Below are 19608 nucleotides of genomic sequence, written 5' to 3' on the forward strand. Positions count from 1 at the left end.
GGTGAAGGTGAAGGTGAAGGTGAAGGTGAAGGTGAAGGCGAAGGCGAAGGCGAAGGCGAAGGCGAAGGCGAAGGCGAGGGCGAGGGCGAGGGCGAGGGCGAGGGCGAGGGCGAAGGCGAAGGTGAGGGTGAGGGTGAGGGTGAGGGTGAAGGCGAAGGTGAAGGTGAAGGTGAAGGTGAAGGTGAGGGTGAGGGTGAGGGTGAGGGGGGATGTGCCAAGAGCCTGCGCGATGGCCTGGGCGGAAAAGTTGGCGACCTGATGTTGTTGGGGCTTGTGGTGCTGACGCTCGCGTTTGGTCGCAGATACAGCGAACCGGGCCGATGGGTATGATGGGCCGTATGGGTCGTGCGACGTGCACGGCCCATGCTCAATGGTCCCTTCAGGCCCAGAAGTAAAAAAGGATTAACGTTTTCAATGTCCCAAGCCTTCTATGATTGGCCCGATGCCGCCGTCGTTGCCGCGAAAGCCGCCCGACTTGTCGCCCAGGAACCCCGCCCGCTCCCGCGCGAGAAGATGGCAGAGGTTCACGCGTGGTTTGATAGCGAATGCGCAGCGAGTAAACGCGCCCATGATGAAGCGGTGGCCCATATCCCCGGCGGTGTGCAGCACAACCTGGCTTTCAACCATCCTTTTCCTCTGAGCATCGCGAAGGCCGAAGGCGCGTATTTGTGGGACGTGGACGGCAATCGCTATATCGACTTTCTCCAGGCGGGCGGCGCGACCTTGCTCGGGAGCAACTATCCCGCCGTGCAGGAAGCCGTGCTTAAGGTTATCCGTGATTGCAGCCCGGTGACGGGCCTCTTCCATGACTACGAAGTGAAACTGGCGAAGCTGATTCACGAGTTCATGCCCGATGTTGAACTTTTTCGCATGCTCGCCAGCGGCACGGAAGCCTGCATGGCCGCGATTCGCGCGGCGCGGAACTTTTCCGGCAAGCGCCACGTGATCAAAATGGGCGCGGGATACCACGGCTGGAGCGACCAGTTGCTCTACGGAACGCGCATCCCCGGCACGGGCAATTTTGAAGCGGCGGGTATTCCCGAGGAGTGCAATACCCTGACCCACGAGTTTTTCCCCAATGATATCGAGGGATTGCGAGCGCTGCTGGAGGCCAATCAAGGCCAGGGCGGCACGGCGGCGGTGCTGGTGGAGCCCCTGGGCTCCGAGAGCGGCGTGCGGCTGGTGGATCGCGATTTCAACGCGAAAGTGCGGGCGCTCTGCGACGAATTTGAAACTTTGCTGATCTTTGACGAGGTGGTGAGCGGATTTCGCCTCGGTCTGGGCGGCGTCCAGGGCTACCTCGGCGTGAAGCCCGACCTGACCGTATTCGGCAAATGCGTGGCGGGGGGCTACCCCGGCGCGGGCGGCGTGGGCGGACGGCGGGACATCATGAACACCTTCACCGCCGGTATCGGATCGGGTCAGCAGCGCACGATAGTCGGTGGCACGCTCTCCGCCAGTCCCATAAGTTGCGCGGCGGGCTACCACGCCCTCCTCGCCATGGCCGAGACCGACGCCCCCTCAAAAGCGGGCCGCGCGGGCGACCGGCTCTGCGCCGGGCTGCAGGCCATCCTCGACACGCTGGCCACACCCTTCTTCGTCTACAACATTGGCTCCATAGTCCACCTCGAGACCCACGGCGTGCTCCGGGTCGATCTGAGCGATCCCGAGTTCTTCATGAACATCATGACGCGCAAAAAGATCGCCGAAGAAATGAGCGCCGCCTACGCCGCCGCGGGCATCATCACCATCGCGGGTGGACGGCTCTACACCAGCATGGCGGATACGGATGAGGTCGTAGACGAGGCGCTGACGGGATTTCGGAGTGTGCTGGGTGCGGGGTGACGGCGGTGGACTCGCCCGCAGTGATGCTGATAGGCTAATGGGGCAATCGGGAGCCGGGGCCGGGATGGTTTGGAGAGACCGTGGCTCCCTAAACTGGAAGTTTTGTGGATCAGTCCCGAAGGGGGAGGCATTCATCTATGTTTCGTGTGGCGTCATTTGCGCTTGCCGTCGTGGGGCTTTTGGGGGTCGAGGCGCAACAGGTGGTGGATATTCCGGATCCTGTCTTGAAGTTGGCAATTAGGATGGAACTCCGTATTGAATCCGATACTATCTTTGATACGAACCTCCAGGAATTGTGGCATCTCGATCCCTACACCAACATTGGCCAGATTCGCAACCTTGCCGGGCTGGAGTACGCGACAAATCTAGTCACCCTGAATTTGAACAACCACACGGTGGAGTCGCTCGCACCGATCTCAAAACTTGCCCGACTCCGGGAGTTGAAGTTGTGGAACAACCAGTTGGTATCCACAGGCGACTTGAGCGGGATGACAGGCCTTGTCTCGCTTGAGCTCCAAGGCAACTTCCTTAGCGATGTGGCGGGGATTGCGAACCTTCCCAACCTCGAGTATTTGAACATCGAGAACAATCAAATCAAGACATTGGAGGGGTTTACCGGACTCCCGTCCCTCGAAATTCTCAACGCAAACGGCAATCTCCTGGAGTCGCTGGCCGGTCTGGAACAGGCGCCCTTGCTGAAGAGGTTGACCGCACGGAGGAACCGTCTGACCAATCTGGATGCGCTGGGAGCACATCGAGGTCTGCGGGAGATCGACGTGGCCGAAAATCAAGTCGCTGAGATTCAAGTTCTTGTGGACAATCCCGGTATTTCGCGTGATGTGGAGATTAACCTTTGGAGGAACCCCTTGTCCGTGTCGGCATTGTGCGAGGGCGTTCCGGCGCTGCTCGCCCGTCGGGTGCAAGTCTATTTCTATAATCTGGTAAATCCGAATGATATCCTCGAACGGATCGGAAAAGTCTGTGTGGCTCCCGACTCGGACGAGGACGGCGATGGGTTGTCCTCGGTTGAGGAGTGGGGTTACGGGACCGACGCCGACCGCGCGGATTCCGACGAAGACGGTAGAAGCGATGGCGAAGAGGTGGCCGCAGGTACCGATCCTGGCGACGCGACAAGTTTCACGCCGAGCCCGGTGCAGATTGCCGACCCGAATCTTCGCGCGGCGATTTTCTATGAGCTTCGCCTGCCGGAGGACCACGTGTTGCTCGACACAGATATGGCGAAACTAACCGGACTCGACGGCAGGCGTCGAAACATAACAGACCTGGACGGTATTGAATCCGCTTTCAGACTTCGCCATGTGAATTTTGAAGAGAATCAAATTCGCGATGCCGGTCCCCTGTCGTCGTTGAAGGGCCTTCAGACTATATCGATCCAGGACAATCAACTTGAGGACGCCGGGGGATTTCAGCATTTGCCGTTGCTTTCTTTCCTTGATATTTCGCGCAATCAGATTGCGACGCTCGACGCCATGATGGAACTGCCCCTTCTTACTACCCTCAGAGCCCGTGGCAATGAGATTTCCTCCGCGGATACGCTGGGGCAATTCACTACCCTGACGGAATTACTGCTCGGCGAGAACCTGCTGACGGACATCGCCTTTGTTAAAGACCTGATTGCCTTGACCCACCTCGATATCAGCGAGAACAGGCTCGTTGACCTTCATGCCGAGGGCAGTATGCCTGCGCTTTTGGACCTGTACGCAGAACAGAATCAGATCGCCACGTTAGTCGGGATGCCTGAGATGCCCCGCCTGCGGCAATTTATCCTTGAAAATAACGTTCTCGTCGACCTGGCAGGTCTCGAGAAGGCGTCCAACCTCCGCGTGCTCAGGGCCGGAGCAAATCGATTGAACGATATTTCCACGCTTACGCCCTTTACCAGCCTGGAGGTCATATCGCTCGAAAACAATCAAGTGAGTTCGCTCGCAGATATCATCGAACTGCCTGGATACGTGGACATCAACCTAATCGGAAACAATATCAGCGACCTTGCCCCCATAGTTGCTCGCCGCGCGGGGGGAGATATGCATCTGGAGCTGGATGGAAACCCGTTGGATAGCCTCGAAATGTGCACCAGCTACACAGCGTTTCTTGCCCGTGGCGTTACGATTTCGCTGCCGAGTGATTGGGGCTACCGGCGGTGGATTTGCGAAGCACCCGACGACGACGAAGACGACGATGGCATTGGCAATCTGGAGGAAGCGCTGGGCGGCACGGATCCCGTGAACTTCGATTCGGATGGCGACTTTATCGGGGACGGCGAAGAGCGGGACCGGGGTACCGATCCACTGGATCCGGCAGATTATCCCGGCACGGAGATCGAGTTTCCCGACGCTGCGCTGGAGGCGGCGGTGCGAACTGCCCTGAACCGCCCCGAGGGTGTACTTCGGGATTCAGACATGAATTGGCTGGTCTCGCTTGAAGCAAACAATCTCGGCATACGGGATCTGCGCGGATTGGAGTATTGCAAACGGCTCGAACGACTCGAACTGGATGGCAACGAAATCAGCGATATCGGGCCTCTCGCCGGCGTAACGGCGCTCAACCGGCTGTCGCTGCGCGGCAATGCCATCCTCGACACCAGCTCTCTCGCGGGACTGCCGCGAATCGAGTTGCTCGACCTAAGTGAAAATCCCGGAATCAACCTCGGCGGGCTTACAAGTAACACCACAATAAAACGACTGGAGCTGCAATCGATCGGCCTGGAGAGTGTGGAATTAATAGCCACCCTATCCGAGTTGAGAATACTCGACGTTTCCGAAAATGAGATACAGGATTTTGGGGCGTTCGAACTTTACGAGCCCCAGGGCCCCTATCTGCGTATTTACGCAGGCAACAATCCGCTGACTCGAGACACGCTCTGTGATACGTTCTCTGAATTGAGTTACGTTGACATCGAATTCTATTTTTCGATGGACTATGACTCCTGGCACGGTATCGGACGCAACGATGATATTTCTGTGACCTGTGAAGACCCCGGTGGGGACATGGACGGCGACGGCCTGGGAAATCTCGACGAAACCAACATGGGTTTGCGACCTGATCGGTTCGACACGGATGGTGACGGTTTCGACGATGGACTCGAGTTGGCGGAAGGTACCGATCCACTGAATCGAGATGATTTCCCCGCAACGAGCGGTGAAGGCGAGGGCGAGGGCGAGGGCGAGGGCGAGGGTGAAGGTGAAGGTGAAGGTGAAGGTGAAGGTCCAACCGATGACGAGATCATCGATGCGCTGCTGGAGAATCTGGGCACAGCGGATCTGAGCGGAGACGGCCGCATTTCCTATGAAGAGTTTGACGCCTATGTCGGAGACGCATCCCATCGGGCGTTGTTTCGTGCACTTGATTCGAACAATGATGGATATATAGTGCGCGCCGAGCTGCTGGCGGGACAGGTGGGCGGCTGTTTTGGTCCCGGTGCCGCGCAGGATGGCGTCGTTTTTGGCATTGCCGTATACGTTCTGCTATTGCTTGACGCGCTTGTGGAGGCACCACGCCAGTTACTGCAGTACTTGCTCGGAGGTCCGGAAGATACAGAGGACGATTGATGGCGGGGGATGAGGCATTTCGCGAAGCCGTTGAGTCTACGCCTTGCCTTTCAGGCGCTTCACGGCCCCGTCGTCGATGAGCAATTTCATCTGCTCGATAGCGATTCGGTTGAGCTTTTCCAGCCGGGCCGCCTGCGCCATGTCCTCCTTGATGAACAGGGCGTTCAGGTTTTCGAGATTGGAGAGGCAGATGAGCTGGGCGATATTGGCCTCGTCGCGGAGGTTGCCTTTGTTGCCGGGATTTGCCGCGCGCCACTCTTTTGCGGTGAGGCCGAAGAGCGCCATGTTGAGCACGTCCGCCTCGGTGGCATAGACCAGGCTTATCTGCTTCGCGGACAGTTCAGGTGGAATCAGGTTCTCTTTGATCGCGTCCGTGTGAATCCGGTAATTGATCTTGGCCAGGTTGCGCTTGATGTCCCAGCCGAGTTGGGCCTGTTCCTGCTCCTTGAGGCGCTGGAATTCTTTGATGAGATAAAGTTTGAACTCGACGGAGATCCACGAGGCGAACTCGAAGGCGATGTCCTTGTGGGCGAAGGTTCCGCCGTAGCGCCCGGACTTGGATATGATCCCAATTGCGCCGGTGCCGTCGATCCATTGTTTTGGGGTCAAGGTGAAGCTGTTGAGTCCAGCCTGCTTTTTAAACCCGTCGAATTCGACGGGTTTAAAAACCGGATTGTTGAGTTGCTCCCATATTCCCAAAAACTCTATGGTATTGCGGTTTCGGAGCCAGTTTCGTATCAGATCGTCCGTGTGCTCCGCGTTCTTATAGCGTGCAATATCCGTCAGGCTGATATAGTCCGCCTCGTTTTGCGTCTGGATAGAGACTTCCTTGTCCAACACCTTTATCTTAGCCATGCCCGATGCCCTCTTCGTTTCGCTTTCATTGTGGCGAATTTGCCGTGGATAAAATCTTAGCATATTGGTCGCAGGATGCAGCCCTGTTGATGTTAACGGGTGCAAATCGGACGGATCGGACCGATTGGACCGATTGGACTGATCTGATCGAGCTTATCGGGCTGATCTGTATGCGCTGCCCGATGCCCCATCAACCTTTCCGCCGCCGACCCCCGGTTTGACTCTTCCCGCCCCCGTTTGTTACGCTACCAAGATGCCGTCTTGTGCGGTAAATCTTTTTTTCAAAGGAGAAGAGAATTTCTCATGAGTTACGAAACCAGGGAATCCAACCAGCAGTTGATGGAAGCCATTATGGCTGACGGGCTTACGGAGCTTGATGCCGAGCTTCAGGCCGAATTGGCTGCCGCATCGATGGAGTCGCTTTTCGGCGAATCCGTCAAGAATTTCAATGAAGGTGAAGTCGTCCAGGGCAAGGTGATGGAAATCGCCGATGACCGCGTGCTTGTGGACATCGGGTACAAGAGCGAGGGCATCGTCCCGACCTCCGAATTCCTGCAGCCGGACAAGCTCTCCGTGGGCGATGTCTTCGATTTCTACATCGAAGATCCCGAAAACGAAGCCGGCCTGCCCGTGCTTTCGAAGATGAAGGCCGACCGGATCAAGAACTGGGAAAAAGTCCAGGAGATCTATGAGGCCGACGGTGTCATTGAAGGCACCATTGTCCGCCGGGTCAAGGGCGGCCTGAAGGTTGATATCGGTATCGACGCCTTCATGCCCGCGAGCCAGTTGACGTTCCGCCCCATGGGCGACTTGGAGCGTTACCTCGGCGAGCGCATGGAACTGAAGATTATCAAGCTGACCAAGCGCCGCCGCAACGTGGTGGTGAGCCGCCGCAAGCTCCTTGAAGAGCAGCGCGCCGGCGAGAAGGAAAAGCTTCTCCAGACGATCGAAGTGGGCAAGGTGCTCCGCGGCGAAGTCAAGAATATTACCGATTTCGGTGCGTTTGTGGACGTGGGCGGCATCGACGGCCTGCTCCACGTGACGGACATGAGCTGGGGCCGCGTGAAGCACCCGAGCCAGATTGTCCAGGTTGGCCAGGGCATCGATGTGATGGTCCTGAGCTTCGACCCCCAGTCCGAGCGCATCAGCCTCGGCCTGAAGCAGAAGACCCAGAATCCCTGGAAGTCCGCTGTGGACCGCTACCCGGTCGGCACCGTCGTCCGCGGCCGCGTGGTCAGCATGACGGATTACGGCGCGTTCGTGCAGCTTGAAGAAGGCATCGAGGGCATGGTCCACGTCAGCGAAATGAGCTGGACCCGCCGCGTTCGCCACCCCAACGAAATCCTGGCGCTGGACGCGGAAGTGGACGTGATGGTGTTGACCGTCGATCCCGATTCCGAGAAGATCGCCCTGGGTATCAAGCAGACCCAGCCGAACCCCTGGAAGCAACTGGCCGAGCGTTACCCGGTCAATTCCACGGTCACCGGCACGGTGCGCAACCTCACCGATTACGGCGCGTTTGTGCAGATCGAAGAAGGCATCGACGGCCTCCTTCACGTCAGCGACATCTCCTGGACCAAGAAGGTTCCCCATCCCTCCGAGATTCTGGAGAAGGGCCAGGAAGTCACCGTCAAGATCCTCAGCATCGACCCCGAGTCCGAGAAGATCAGCGTTGGCATGAAGCAGCTTGAGACCGACCCGTGGCTGGCGGTGATCGAGAAGATGCCCATGGGCAGCATCGTGGAAGTGGAAATTGCCAAGCTCGTGAGCTTCGGCGCCTTTGCCAAGCTGGACAGCGGCATCGAAGGCCTGATTCACGTGAGCGAGCTTTCCTCCGACCGCGTGCAGAAGCCTGAAGAAGTGCTGAACATCGGCGACAAGGTTATGGCGAAGGTCATCAGCATCAGCGCGGCGGATCGCAAGATCGGCCTGAGCGTGCGCGAGGCCCAGCGCGACCTGGACAACAATCTCATGGCCGAGCACGGTTCCTCCGGCACCGGCTCCGTGGACGTGGGCGCCGTGATTCAGGGCTCCATGCCCGAAAGCATGATGCAGGCGGGCCGCAGCCTGGCCGACGTTGCCCACGAAATGATGGCGGCGGTGAGCAAGGCCGAGGCCGCCCGTAACGCGGAAGCGGAAGCGGAAAAGGCCGAGTAACACTGCGGCCGGATGTGAGTACGTAGACTGAAGGGCGCCGCCGGGTTGAACGCCGCGGCGCCCTTTTTTGTGATCTGCCGCAGGGCAAAAAAGCATGCATAATCGGGTGCCTGTACAGGGGCGTCACGATAAATCGCAATCAAGGAGACTGGAACGATGGCAACGGCAATGGCAACGGATACGAAACACCCCGCGGCGGGCAAAACCATGACAGGCGCGGAAATGGTAATCCAGGTGCTGGCCGATGAAGGCATCGACGCGATCTTCGGCTACAGCGGCGGCGCCATTCTCCCCACCTATGACGCGGTCTTCCGCTGGAACGAGAGCCACCCCGAGCAGGAAATCAAGCTCATCGTCCCCGCCAATGAGCAGGGCGCGGGCTTCATGGCCGCCGGCTACTCCCGCGTCACCGGCAAGGTCGGCATCACGCTTGTTACCTCCGGCCCCGGCGCCACCAACACCGTCACGCCCGTCCGCGACGCCATGGCCGATTCCATCCCCATGATCGTCATCTGCGGCCAGGTTCCCCGGGCCGCCGTGGGAACCGACGCCTTCCAGGAAGCCCCGGTCTTCAACATCATGAGCGCCTGCGCCAAGCACGTCTTCCTGGTGAAGAATCCAGACGAGCTTGAGGCCACTGTCCGCACCGCCTTTCACATCGCGCGCAGCGGTCGCCCCGGCCCCGTGGTCATCGATATTCCCAAAGACGTGCAAAACTGGGAAGGCGCCTTTACCGGCAGCGGCCTCCTGACCATGGTCGGCTACCAGCGCCGCCTGGACGGGCTGGAAAACTCCCGCCTGCCCCAGGAAAAGGCCGAGTCCTTCCTCCGCATGCTGAAGGCCTCCCACCGCCCCCTGATCTATGCGGGCGGCGGCGTGGTCAACAGCAATGCCAGTCAGGAACTGACGGCCTTCGCCCACAAGTACCAGATCCCCGTCGTCACCACCCTGATGGGCATCGGCTCCATCGACACGACCGATCCCCTCTGCCTGCACATGCTCGGCATGCACGGCACGGCCTACGCCAACTACGCCGTGGAAGATTGTGATTTCCTCATTGCCGTCGGCTCCCGCTTTGACGACCGCGTCGCTGGCAAGCCGAAGGAATTCGCCGCCCGCGCGAAGATCGCGCACATCGACATCGACGCCGCCGAGATCGGCAAGGTCAAGGCGGTTGAATGGCACCACGTGGGCGATGCCGGCGTCGTTTTGCGCGAGCTGATGACCGCCTGCGGCGAACTGGAGAACAAGCACCAGCACTGGCTCGACTACGTGGCCGAGCTGAAGCAGAAGCACCACATGGCCTGGAACACGGATACGCCGCTGATCCAGCCCCAGGAAGTGCTTGCCCTCATCAATAAAATAACCAAAGGCGACGCGATCATCACCACTGGCGTCGGCCAGCACCAGATGTTCGCCGCGCAATACTTCGATTTTAAAGAGCCCCGCACCTGGCTCACCTCCGGCAGCATGGGCACCATGGGCTACGGCCTGCCCGCCGCCATCGGCGCCCAGGTCGGCGCACCCGGAAAAATCGTCATCGACGTGGACGGTGACGGTAGCATCCGCATGAACATCGGCGAGATGGAAACCTGCACGAACTACGACATCCCCGTCAAGGTGTTGCTGCTCAATAACAAGGGCGACGGCATGGTGGTCCAGTGGCAGACCCTCTACTTCGGCAGCCGCTTTTCGGGCACCGACAAGACCCTGCACCAGAAAGATTTCGTAGCTGCGGCTAAGGCCGACGGTTTCAAGTATGCTGAGCGCGTGGAGGCGAAGGCGGATCTGGAGAAGAAGATCGCGGACTTCATCGCTTTCGAAGGCCCCGCCTTCCTCGAAGTCATGACGGACAACACCGCCTTCGTCTACCCCATGGTCGGCCCCGGCCTGGCCTACAAAGACATGCTCACCGGCCCCCACATTACCGGTCGCGAAGAAGACCCCTTCGCGAAGCTGGACGCCGCCGACGCGTTTTAGTCAACTGCAAAATTGAGCCGCGGTTCCTGCAAAGGGATCGCGGCTTTTTTAATCGGTCCGATTAAGTTGACCACCCAATTAGCGCCAGCCCGATTTCATTGTTCAGGTAAAAGCCCTCTGCCGTCGGGCGGATCACGGTCTCGCTTTCTTCCAGCAACCCCCGCCGCACCAGCCCCGCGATGGCCTCGCCGAAATCTTCGTTCACGTCTCGACCGAAGCGCCGTGCATAGGCGGTTTTCTCCAACCCGGACTGCAAGCGAAAATACTGGATCAACGTCTCCAGCCGCACCTCGTCATCATTCAGTGGTAGCGCTTCCATTTTCTTCCCCGGTGCACGCAGGTACTCATCCGTCGTGATGGCGTTGCGCGCACGGACGCCGCCCACATACGAATAGGCCCCCGTGCCGAAGCCCGCATAATCACCGTTGTGCCAATAGATCAAGTTGTGGCGCGATTGATGCCCCGGTTTCGCATAGTTCGAGATTTCGTAGTGGTCATAAGCGTGAAGCGCCTCCTCCGCCTCGCGAAACATCGCCAGCGACGCCTCCTCCGAAATCGCCCGATCCGCACGCTTTTCAAAAGGCGTCCCCGGTTCGTAGGTCAGGCCATAGGCCGATACATGGGGGGGATTGATGGCCACCGTCTCCGCCAGCGTCGCGCCCCACGCCTCAATCGGCGGTGCGCCAAAAATCAGGTCCAGACTCCACGTGTCGAAGTGCTCCGCGATGACGTCGCAGGCCCGCCGCGCCGCGTCCGCATCGTGGCGACGCCCCAGATACTTCAGCACCGCCCGATCAAAACTCTGCACACCCAGGCTCACCCGATTCACCCCCATCGCGCACCACGCCTTCATCATCGGCGCCGTCACATCGTCCGGATTCGCCTCCAGCGTGATCTCAGCACCCGCCAGGTCGAAGCGCGCAAACAGCGCCTCCATCACCCGCCCCAGGCCCTCCTCGGTCAACAACGAAGGCGTCCCGCCGCCGAAAAACACACTCCCCGCCTCGCGCGGCCCCTCAAATTCGCCGATTTCTTTGCACACCGCCTCCACAAAGGGCATGGGCACCGTCGTCCGACTGCGCTCCTTCACGAAATCGCAATAGGGACACAAGGTGCGGCAATAGGGGATGTGGAGGTAGACGCCAAGCATGGGGATAGTATATCAGGCCGCAGGCTAGAGGCTGTAGGGGATGGAGTCTGGGGCCAAATATTCGTGCGAGGTATCGGAACCTCAAGTTAAAATACTCGCCGTAGATGTGAGCCGGATGCCACTCCCGTTGGAAGGCCGCCAACGTGGCTTAGCCTTCCAGGCTGAGGCAAAGCCCACGTCAATGTTCGAAGGGCCCCAGGGGCTTCTTACTCGACGTGAATGTGGAAGGAATTACAAGACCGTTTGATTGCTGAAACGGGCTTATGGTCAGCCTGGAAGGCTAACCCACGTTGGCCCCTGCCAGAGTCGGGGAGCAGCGGTATGGGTGGAATACACTGGAGGACTCAAGGTCGTTAGATTGGGATAGCCCATTTTCGACCAAGTGGAGCTTGGGAACGAGCGGTCAAACGCCCCAATCGGCCAGCCCGACGCCAAAGGATCCAATTGACGATCAGGCCGCAAGCCGCTACACTGAAGCTGTCATCACGACGCCACGCATGGCGTTGGCGGCGCCAGTCTCGGTCCGTACGATTTCCGGGGGGCTCATCATGAAGAATATTTTGTCGCGCAACCATCCCATGGTCATGTGGAAGAAGATCCTCTGCGCGGTCCTTGCCCTGGTGGTGCTCTGCGCGGGCGCATTCGTCGTGCGTTTCGGCAGCAGGGCCTACCGCCTGAAGAAGTCCGGAGCCGCGATGAAGCAGGCGCGCAGTGCGCTCCAGCGTTATGCCGATTCCAATCCGGGAAACTATTATCCCCTCCGCTCCGCCGAGGCCGGGGTGTTTCTACCGGACATGACCGCCCGGGCGGCGCAAGGGGACGGCCTTGCCGAATTTCAGGAGGCGCTGAAGTATTTCGACGGCGATGAACAGCGCCCCCTGTGTTACCTCGGCTATGCTTTCTACGACGAGGCTTCGGCCCAGCGGTTGCTCGATCAACTCGAAAAAGACCCGCAGGCCTTCCGGGGCGGCGGAACCCGCTTGGAACAAGAACCCTTTCTGGATCCACACTCGCTTGAATTTGACGAGTTGGCTCCGTTGCGTACTGGGGTCGGACGCCGGTTCATGAATGCATGGTTCGAATCCCACGGATTGCCGCCTGGAGACTTTGATATTGACGGAGCCGTCCCGATGCTCTGGCAGATGCCTGAAAGAATAGGAGATCGCGTCCCGGTTCTTTATATGAACGGCGTGGTTTGGTTTCGTGACTACCCCGGCGAGTTCCCCATGACGCCCCTGTTCATCAACCGGCTGCGAGGCTTGATGGGCTTGCCGCAGGATCCTGGATTCGACATGGATACTCCGATCATGCCGGTGCTCCGCGAAATACTGGAGACGGGAAGCCGGGAGCCGGGGCGTGGCGTGGGTACACTGGGACCGTACGACTCAGTGCCTTCCGTGACGCAGGGCGACGCGAAGGGCTATCGCATCGCGCTGGGTTTCGGCGAAGTGGTGCTGTTTCCGGAAGATGTCGCTCCAGGCTCCCTGGACCCTGTGACCTTATTTGGAAAGCCAGAGGAGTTTTACCAGGGTCTTCCCCGGGGTAACACCGTACGCTTCATGGGGACGAGCCGGGGATACCATTGGTACGGAAAGCTCGACTACCAGGTATTCACGCTCCTGCGGAACACCTTCGACCTCAAGGGGGGTGACAGTCTTTACGAGGCCGCCGTGATCTACTGGATCAACAATGAACCCATCTCGAATTGGTTACGCCCGTATCGTAAGGACCCGAGCAACCCGTCCGAAATCCTTCGTTCGCCCCCGTCTCTGGACGACTATATTGACGCCTACATTGCCAATAGAGAGGGCATGGGGAAACCAATCGACCCCGAAATCATCCACGCTGCTATCCTCCTTTGCGGAACCGACTACGAGGGTTATGGGACATACATACCTCCAGATGCCGAGTTACTATCAGAGGCGAGGGACCGGCTTCTATCCGCTGCGGAGCGCGATCCAGAGGCGGCGGCAACCCTACTGCTTCCCCATGTCATGCGATACCGGTTTCGCAACAGACGCGAAGAAGCCTCGCCCGAACGGATGGAGATCCTGCGGCACCTTCCGCGCGAGACGGTGCTGCCCATCGTTAAACATCTGGCCGACTACATTAAGGATGAGAACGATGCGGCCCTGTGTCGGGATTTGTTCAATAAGCTGGATTGAGATTCAATGGGCGAGTACCGGCTCTGCGACTTCATACTGCGGCACTTACTCCACAGTGAACACGAACATCTTGCGCTTCGACAGGCCTGTGGTCAGCCTGGAAGGCTAACCCACGTTGGCCCCTGCCAGAGTCGGGGAGCAGTGCTATGGGTGGAATACACTGGAGGACTCAAGGTCGTTAGACTGTAAAAGCGGGGGACGGTCCCGCGCGCCTGGCCTTCGGCGCTCGTGCAGGGTGGGCGTCTATTGCACGCGACGCCCCGCGCGGTTCTTGTCACTTTACGCGCAGGACGGTCCCCTCGCTTCGTCACTCCTCCGCGCCATGCTCCAGGAAGTAGATCAAGCTCACGAGTTCCTCCAGCGTCATCGTGTTCAGCAGGCCCTCGGGCATCATGGACTGCCTGGATTCCGTCCGTTTCGCGATGCTCCGCTTCGGGATGGCCACGCGCTCGCCGGTGATGGTAATGACGGTCAGGGTCCTGGCGTCTTCGCCCGCGACCATGCCGGTGACGGTATTGAAGTTGTTCAGCTCGACTTCCACGCCGGTGTACTGGTCGGAGACCACCTTGGAGGGGTACATGATGGATTCTAGAATGTCTCGGCGGCGGAAGCGGCTGGTGACGGTGGAGAGGTCGGGGCCGCCCCCTTTGCCTTTGGTGCCGAAGACGTGGCAGTTGGCGCAGCGGGCCTTGATGAAGACGTTGTGGCCGTCTTCGAGCTTCTGGGGAACGTAGGCCATGGGATCATACTCGAGGTACTGGCTGAGTTCGTCGAAACTCATCTGGGCGAGGTCAGTCGTGCTGGCCGGGGCCTCGCCTTCGATTTTGGCGAGGAGGGCCAGGGCGGCTTCCTCGCGCGCGGCGAGGGCCTCCGCCTTGCGGTTCTCGGCCATTACCCGCTCCGCGTCCGGAAGGCGCTCCATGAGGGAGTCCCAGAGGTTGTTGATGTAGCCCTCCATGCTCGCGCCACCGTCCATTTCGCGGCCCCGGTCAAACCAGGCCACGGCCTGCGCCCGCGTTTCCGGGGTCCAGCCGTGCTCAATGGCGCGGAGGGCGTACATCGTGTGGATCTGCGCTTCCTGGGGCTTGTCGGGCGTCAGGGTGGCCAGCAGGGCCTCCACCGCGCCGGGTGGCTGCAGATAAGCGATGAGGGTCTGCAATTCGCGGTTGATGGCGGCGTCGCCGTGGGGAAATTTGCCGAGGAGTCGCGACCCAAGCACGGGCTTGAAAGTCTCGACGCGGTCGCCTCCGGTTACATCGCGGATGAAGGCCATCTCCAAGACGCGGAGGAAATCGAGAAAGATGGCATCGTCCATGGGGGCCTGGCTCAGTTCGTCAATTCGCGCAAAGATGGCGTCGGCGTGGACCGCGGCGCGCTGGGTTTCAATGAGGGCGAGCGTGCCTTCCATGACGCCCCTGGGCCGGCGATCGATTTCGTCGCTCAGAATGCTGTCGGCCCAGAGGTCGCGGTGCATGCGCTCCATGGCCTTGCGGGCGGCGTAGCGCACGAAGCGGTCTTCGTGATCGAGCAGCAGGTAGAGTCCGGAGATGAGCCCCTCGTGGGTGTCCACGCGGGTGGACTCGTCCAGCCCCGCCCGGACCAGGGCCTCGCAGGCGCGGCGAGCCACCACGACATCTTTGTCGTAAAGGGCGTTGATAAGCGGCTCGCGGAAGGTCTTGAGATCGCCGCAGCCCATGAGGAGCACGGCGCCGGCGCGGAGGGCGGGGCTGGCATCGCGCGCAAGTTCGTTAAGGAGCGTCGCGTCGGGCTGGGGGCCATAAACCTGCAGCGATTCCAGGGCCTGAAGGCGCAGTGGCTCCGCCAGGGTGGCGTCGCGCAGGGCGGCGGTCAGTCCCGATGCCCAGAGGTCGCCGAGGGCCGTTTTCGCCTGGGCGATGGCATGGCGGCTCCAGGCGGAGCGGGGCATGGGAAGGGCGAGCACCTCGGCAATGGTCGATGGCGCCTCGGGCGCTCGGATGCCCTTGCCATAGCGGATGCGATACAACCCGCCCTGGGTGTCGCGGCCGCCGGTGGTGAAGAAGAGATCGCCCCGGGGCGACACATCCAGGTCGGTCACGTTCAACGGCTCGCCCACGACGAAATCCTGGGTCTTCCCCGCCAGCGTCGCGCCCGCAGCCTTGGGAAAGAGCACGCGGATGCGTCCGCGCGACCAGTCGCCCATAAAAAAAGCCCCCCGGTACTCTGGGGGGAAAGCCTCGTGCTCGTAGAAGCACACGCCCACGGGAGAACCGCGGCCTGCATCGTCCACACTCGGGAGTGTGTCGATGTAGTACGCGGGCATCACCGAGGAGCCCGTGCGCCAGCCATAGTCGCCGCCGGGGACGGCATGGACCACGCGGATGGGGCGGAACCAGGGCAGGCCCACGTCCCACTCCATGTCGGAGTCGAAAGTCATGATTTCGCCGCTGCGATCAATGCTCAGGTCGTAGGCATTGCGGAAGCCCCCGGCGAGTTGTTCCCAGCGTTTGAATTCGGGGTCCACGCGGACGATAGTGCCACCGGGCGCCATGATGGTGGTGGCGTGGCCTCGGGGATCCACATAGCGGGGGAGGAGGTGATCCTCTTCCAGGCCCCGGCTGGGGGAGAGGGGATCAAGGGCTGCCGCGGGGTGGGCGTGGTTGCCATACATCACGTGGAGGTAGCCGTCGAAGCCCCGCGCGATGGCATGGGGGCCGTGTTCCCCCATGCCGCCGTTCGAAGCCATCAGCAGGGCGGTCTCGTCGGCTTTATCGTCGCCATCCGAGTCCGTGAGGCGGTAGAGGCCGGGGCCTTGCGGCCCCTCCCCTTGCACCAGCAGATCGCCGGGCGCCGTGAACAGCATCCCCATGATCCGTTTTACGTCTTCACTGAAACTTTCCTGCGACTCGTATCTGCCGTTCCCGTCGTTGTCCAGCAGGATGCGGACCCCGTCGTCCTGGGCGCCCACGACGGGGCGGCCCAGGTGATCGAAGGTAAGATTGATAACCGAGCCCATCAGGTCGTGGTTTGCGACTTCCTCAACGGAGAACCCGTCGGGAAGCCGAAACCGTTCCCCCAGGTAGGCCAGCCTAGCCTCCCGCGCTTCGGCGTTGGGCATCAACTCGCCCTCGTTCATGGCTTTCTTCTCGCCCAGTTCCTTGATGGCGATGTCCTTGAAGTGGACCTCCATCTCGGGGCCCGCGTGTAGCTGGAGGGCGATAATGCCCGCCTTCGCGCCGGCGGGATCGACGAAGTCGAGGGTGGTGTAGCCATTCAGCACGATCTTCACGTGATCGCCCTGGCAGGTGATCTCGTAGTCGTTCCAGTCGTCCAGCTTCGCGGCGGCGAAGACGGCCTCGCGCTGATCTTCGGTGTATTCGTTCCAGTAGGGGAGGATGCCCCGGCCCTGCTCTTCATAGAGCATGCCGAAGTAGGTCTTCTCCGCCACGTCCGCCTGGTAGCCCTTCACGGCGTGGTTCGGCAGTTGTTCGCTGCGGAACTGGATGCCGCTGTTGTGGTTGGTCAGCTTCACCCGCGCCTTGAGCACGAAATCGGAGTAGGTCTTTTCCGTGGAGAGGAAGGTGTTCTTCTCCAGCTTCACGCCCTTGGTGGAGCCGACGATCTCGCCATTCTCCACGCGCCACAGCTTCATGTCGCCGGTCCAGCCGCTCAGGTCGGTGCCGTTGAAGAGCGGGGTGAATCCGTCCTCCGCGGCGTGCGCGCCGGGCGCCGCGATGCCCGCGCAGAGCGCCACGGCCGCAGCCAGGCGTAAGGCGGGACTTGCCAGATAATTTCTTAGTCGCATAATCGTCTCCATGGGTTGATGTCACGCGCGGAACGGAAGATTCCGCGCAGGGTGAAGGGTATCGGCCAGCGGTCGCGAGGCTTGGAACAGGCCCGGCGCGACATCGCCGTTTACCGCGCCGGATCCGCGCGCAGTCGCGCGAAAACGAGGCGCCTAAGAGACTAAAACATCCCGTCACGCGCTGTCCAGCTTCGGCGCGCAAATAAAAAGGGGCCTCCCAAAGGAAGGCCCATGATGATCGGTGCGTCGGCTGTTGAAGGTCAGAAGAACTTGCGCTTAAGCGCCAGTCCCGCCGCGCCCAGCGCCAGCAGCGTGAGCGAGGCCGGCTCGGGGACGGGTGTAACCGGGTCGTCCTCTTCGAAGACCAGATCCAGGCCGAGCTCGCGCGATTCCGTGACCTCGAAGTTGGTAAAGGTCAACTCGAAAGAATCGTCGGTAAAGCTTACCGAGAGTCCCGCACCGCCGCCCAGGGTGTCATAGGCGGACGTTACATCCGACAAGACATAGGTCGGGAAACCGACATAGTCCAGGTCGGAGAAGGTCACGGTGAAATCCGTCATGAACTGCGTGGAGCCGCTCAAGTTATGCTCGATGAAGACGGTCAGGAAATCATCGGAGAAGAAGAAGCTGAGATCGAAATTGACGGGAGCGCTTCCCGCGATGTCCAGCGTTCCGACAAATTCAGGGTCAAAATCGAAGGTGATGGTCTCCGGGCCGGCGTTAAAGGTGGTCAGCCCGGTGGAGGAGCCGACAATCTGGTCGGCTTCGAGGGTTGCGCGGGCCGGTGCGGCGAGCGCCAGACACAGCAGGAGCGCTGCGCCCATGCCAATGGGGTTCTTCAAGGTAGTATCCTCACCCGTGTAAGAGAAACAAGAGAAGCACGACACTCCTTGTTTCTGATTTGCTGCAGCCACCAAGTGCCTTAAGTATACCGCCCAATGGGGAATTGCACAAGGGAACTGCGGGAAAATGAGGGAGAAAGGGTCTTGAACCGCGAATGGACGCGAATGAACGCGAATATTGCGTTGCGGCGGGTTGGGGGAGGCGCCCGTCGGGTTTGGAGCCAAGTTCCAGTCGTTTCGGAAAGCCGGATCCCGGAAAACAACAATCGGGCGGCAGGCCTGGAGCCATGCCGCCCGACTGGGAGGTTAAATGCTATTTGACGTTAGCTCGTTTTCCGCCGGAAGCGCCGCGCAAGGGCCAGAACGCCCAGGCCGAGAAGCGCCATGGGAGCAGCAGCGGGCACGGGGACGACGGAGGAGTTGGGATCGTCGATTCTGTACAGTATTTCCAGTTCAACGTGTCGAGAATAGATCTCAACGTCGAAATCACTAAAATCGAGGGTAAATGAAATGCCTTGTAACGGGTCGTCGACAAAATTGGAGATCGTTACCCCACTAAGATAGTCAGGACTTGAGCTATCAAAATCAGAGTCTCCGATAAATGCAATCGAGGAAAAGGAGGAGCCTGGTGTCGAATTGATGATGTTCGTGAATGTTACACTGAATGCATTTACAGTGTATGTGGTGGCAGTTTGGCCCTCAAATAGCGCTCTTAGATTCAAGCCGCCAGCGAACTCGTCAAAATTAAACGACGCCATCGCGGTTGCAGAGTTATCATTTACATCCAAGACACTTGAAAACTCTACATCACCATTCACTACATCTTCCGTAGATGGCGTGAAAATTACGGCACTAGAGTCAAGAGTGCCACTGATTGAAATGTCGTTGAAAATAGCGGCATTGACTGGCAATGATGACAACACCCCCAACGACACCAGTACGCCTACTAGTTTTATGTTCCTCAACATGATTCCTCACCCATTATTTGTAGGACGATCAGGCGCTTCTCACACCTTATGCCCTGATTAGCATCTACCACCAAGTACGCTCAGTATACCCCTATGCGGGGAAATTCTCAATGAATATTTCATGTTGCGGGCAAAATGTAGCGATTTCCGATTTGTGGGAAGGCGTATTCGCAGAAATAGTATTTTTAATCCCGTCGTGAGTGTCCGGATACGCGTTGCCACCGTTACCCAGCCGCGTGATATGACCCATCATGGTGGTGCTGTGGCGCTTGGATTCCTTCACCCGCTCCGCA

At 59.7% G+C, this 19608-nt stretch carries 11 protein-coding genes; 6 read left to right on the forward strand and 5 right to left on the reverse strand.

What is annotated here, in order from left to right; translation table 11 throughout:
- The 3 genes from JNK74_25980 to JNK74_25990 all read left to right on the forward strand — a co-directional run.
- The coding region (locus tag JNK74_25980; GenBank protein MBL7649639.1) for a hypothetical protein at positions 1–330 on the forward strand (330 nt) is incomplete at its 5' end.
- A gap of 84 nt (positions 331–414) precedes the next feature.
- A complete protein-coding gene (locus tag JNK74_25985) occupies positions 415–1845 on the forward strand; it encodes an aminotransferase class III-fold pyridoxal phosphate-dependent enzyme (protein MBL7649640.1) in 1431 nt (476 codons plus the stop codon).
- A 242-nt stretch (positions 1846–2087) separates the two neighbouring features.
- On the forward strand, positions 2088–5414 hold the full coding sequence (locus JNK74_25990) for a leucine-rich repeat domain-containing protein (GenBank protein ID MBL7649641.1): 3327 nt from the start codon (positions 2088–2090) through the stop codon (positions 5412–5414).
- Between the two features lie 36 nt (positions 5415–5450).
- Here the strand turns inward: JNK74_25990 and JNK74_25995 are convergent, their stop codons facing one another.
- On the reverse strand, positions 5451–6269 hold the full coding sequence (locus tag JNK74_25995; GenBank protein ID MBL7649642.1) for a KilA-N domain-containing protein: 819 nt from the start codon (positions 6267–6269) through the stop codon (positions 5451–5453).
- Positions 6270–6572: 303 nt separating this feature from the next.
- Between JNK74_25995 and JNK74_26000 the strand changes: the two genes are divergently transcribed.
- The gene (locus JNK74_26000; protein ID MBL7649643.1) at positions 6573–8426 is read left to right on the forward strand and encodes a 30S ribosomal protein S1; all 1854 of its coding nucleotides are present in this window, start codon (positions 6573–6575) and stop codon (positions 8424–8426) included.
- Between the two features lie 207 nt (positions 8427–8633).
- Positions 8634–10406 (forward strand): biosynthetic-type acetolactate synthase large subunit, encoded by a 1773-nt coding sequence (ilvB, locus tag JNK74_26005; GenBank protein MBL7649644.1) that lies wholly within the window; start codon positions 8634–8636, stop codon positions 10404–10406.
- Positions 10407–10467: 61 nt separating this feature from the next.
- On the opposite strand, the gene hemW is transcribed toward ilvB, so the two are convergent.
- Positions 10468–11556 (reverse strand): radical SAM family heme chaperone HemW, encoded by a 1089-nt coding sequence (gene hemW / locus JNK74_26010; protein ID MBL7649645.1) that lies wholly within the window; start codon positions 11554–11556, stop codon positions 10468–10470.
- 548 nt (positions 11557–12104) lie between these two features.
- Here hemW and JNK74_26015 point away from each other — a divergent pair.
- Entirely contained in the window at positions 12105–13721 is a 1617-nt protein-coding gene (locus JNK74_26015; protein ID MBL7649646.1) for a hypothetical protein, read from the forward strand.
- A gap of 307 nt (positions 13722–14028) precedes the next feature.
- Here JNK74_26015 and JNK74_26020 read toward each other — a convergent pair whose 3' ends face one another.
- From JNK74_26020 to JNK74_26030, 3 genes are all read right to left on the reverse strand, one after another.
- Positions 14029–17505: a DUF1080 domain-containing protein gene (locus tag JNK74_26020; GenBank protein ID MBL7649647.1), complete on the reverse strand. Its 3477-nt coding sequence runs from the start codon at positions 17503–17505 to the stop codon at positions 14029–14031.
- 260 nt (positions 17506–17765) lie between these two features.
- Positions 17766–18347, reverse strand: coding sequence for a PEP-CTERM sorting domain-containing protein (locus tag JNK74_26025; GenBank protein ID MBL7649648.1), 582 nt, complete (start codon positions 18345–18347; stop codon positions 17766–17768).
- A gap of 323 nt (positions 18348–18670) precedes the next feature.
- Positions 18671–19315 carry a hypothetical protein gene (locus JNK74_26030; GenBank protein ID MBL7649649.1) on the reverse strand — a complete coding sequence of 215 codons (645 nt, stop codon included), beginning with the start codon at positions 19313–19315 and terminating at the stop codon, positions 18671–18673.
- Positions 19316–19608 lie beyond the last annotated feature (293 nt).

The sequence above is a fragment of the Candidatus Hydrogenedentota bacterium genome (assembly GCA_016791475.1).
Classification (GTDB): Bacteria; Hydrogenedentota; Hydrogenedentia; order Hydrogenedentales; family JAEUWI01; genus JAEUWI01.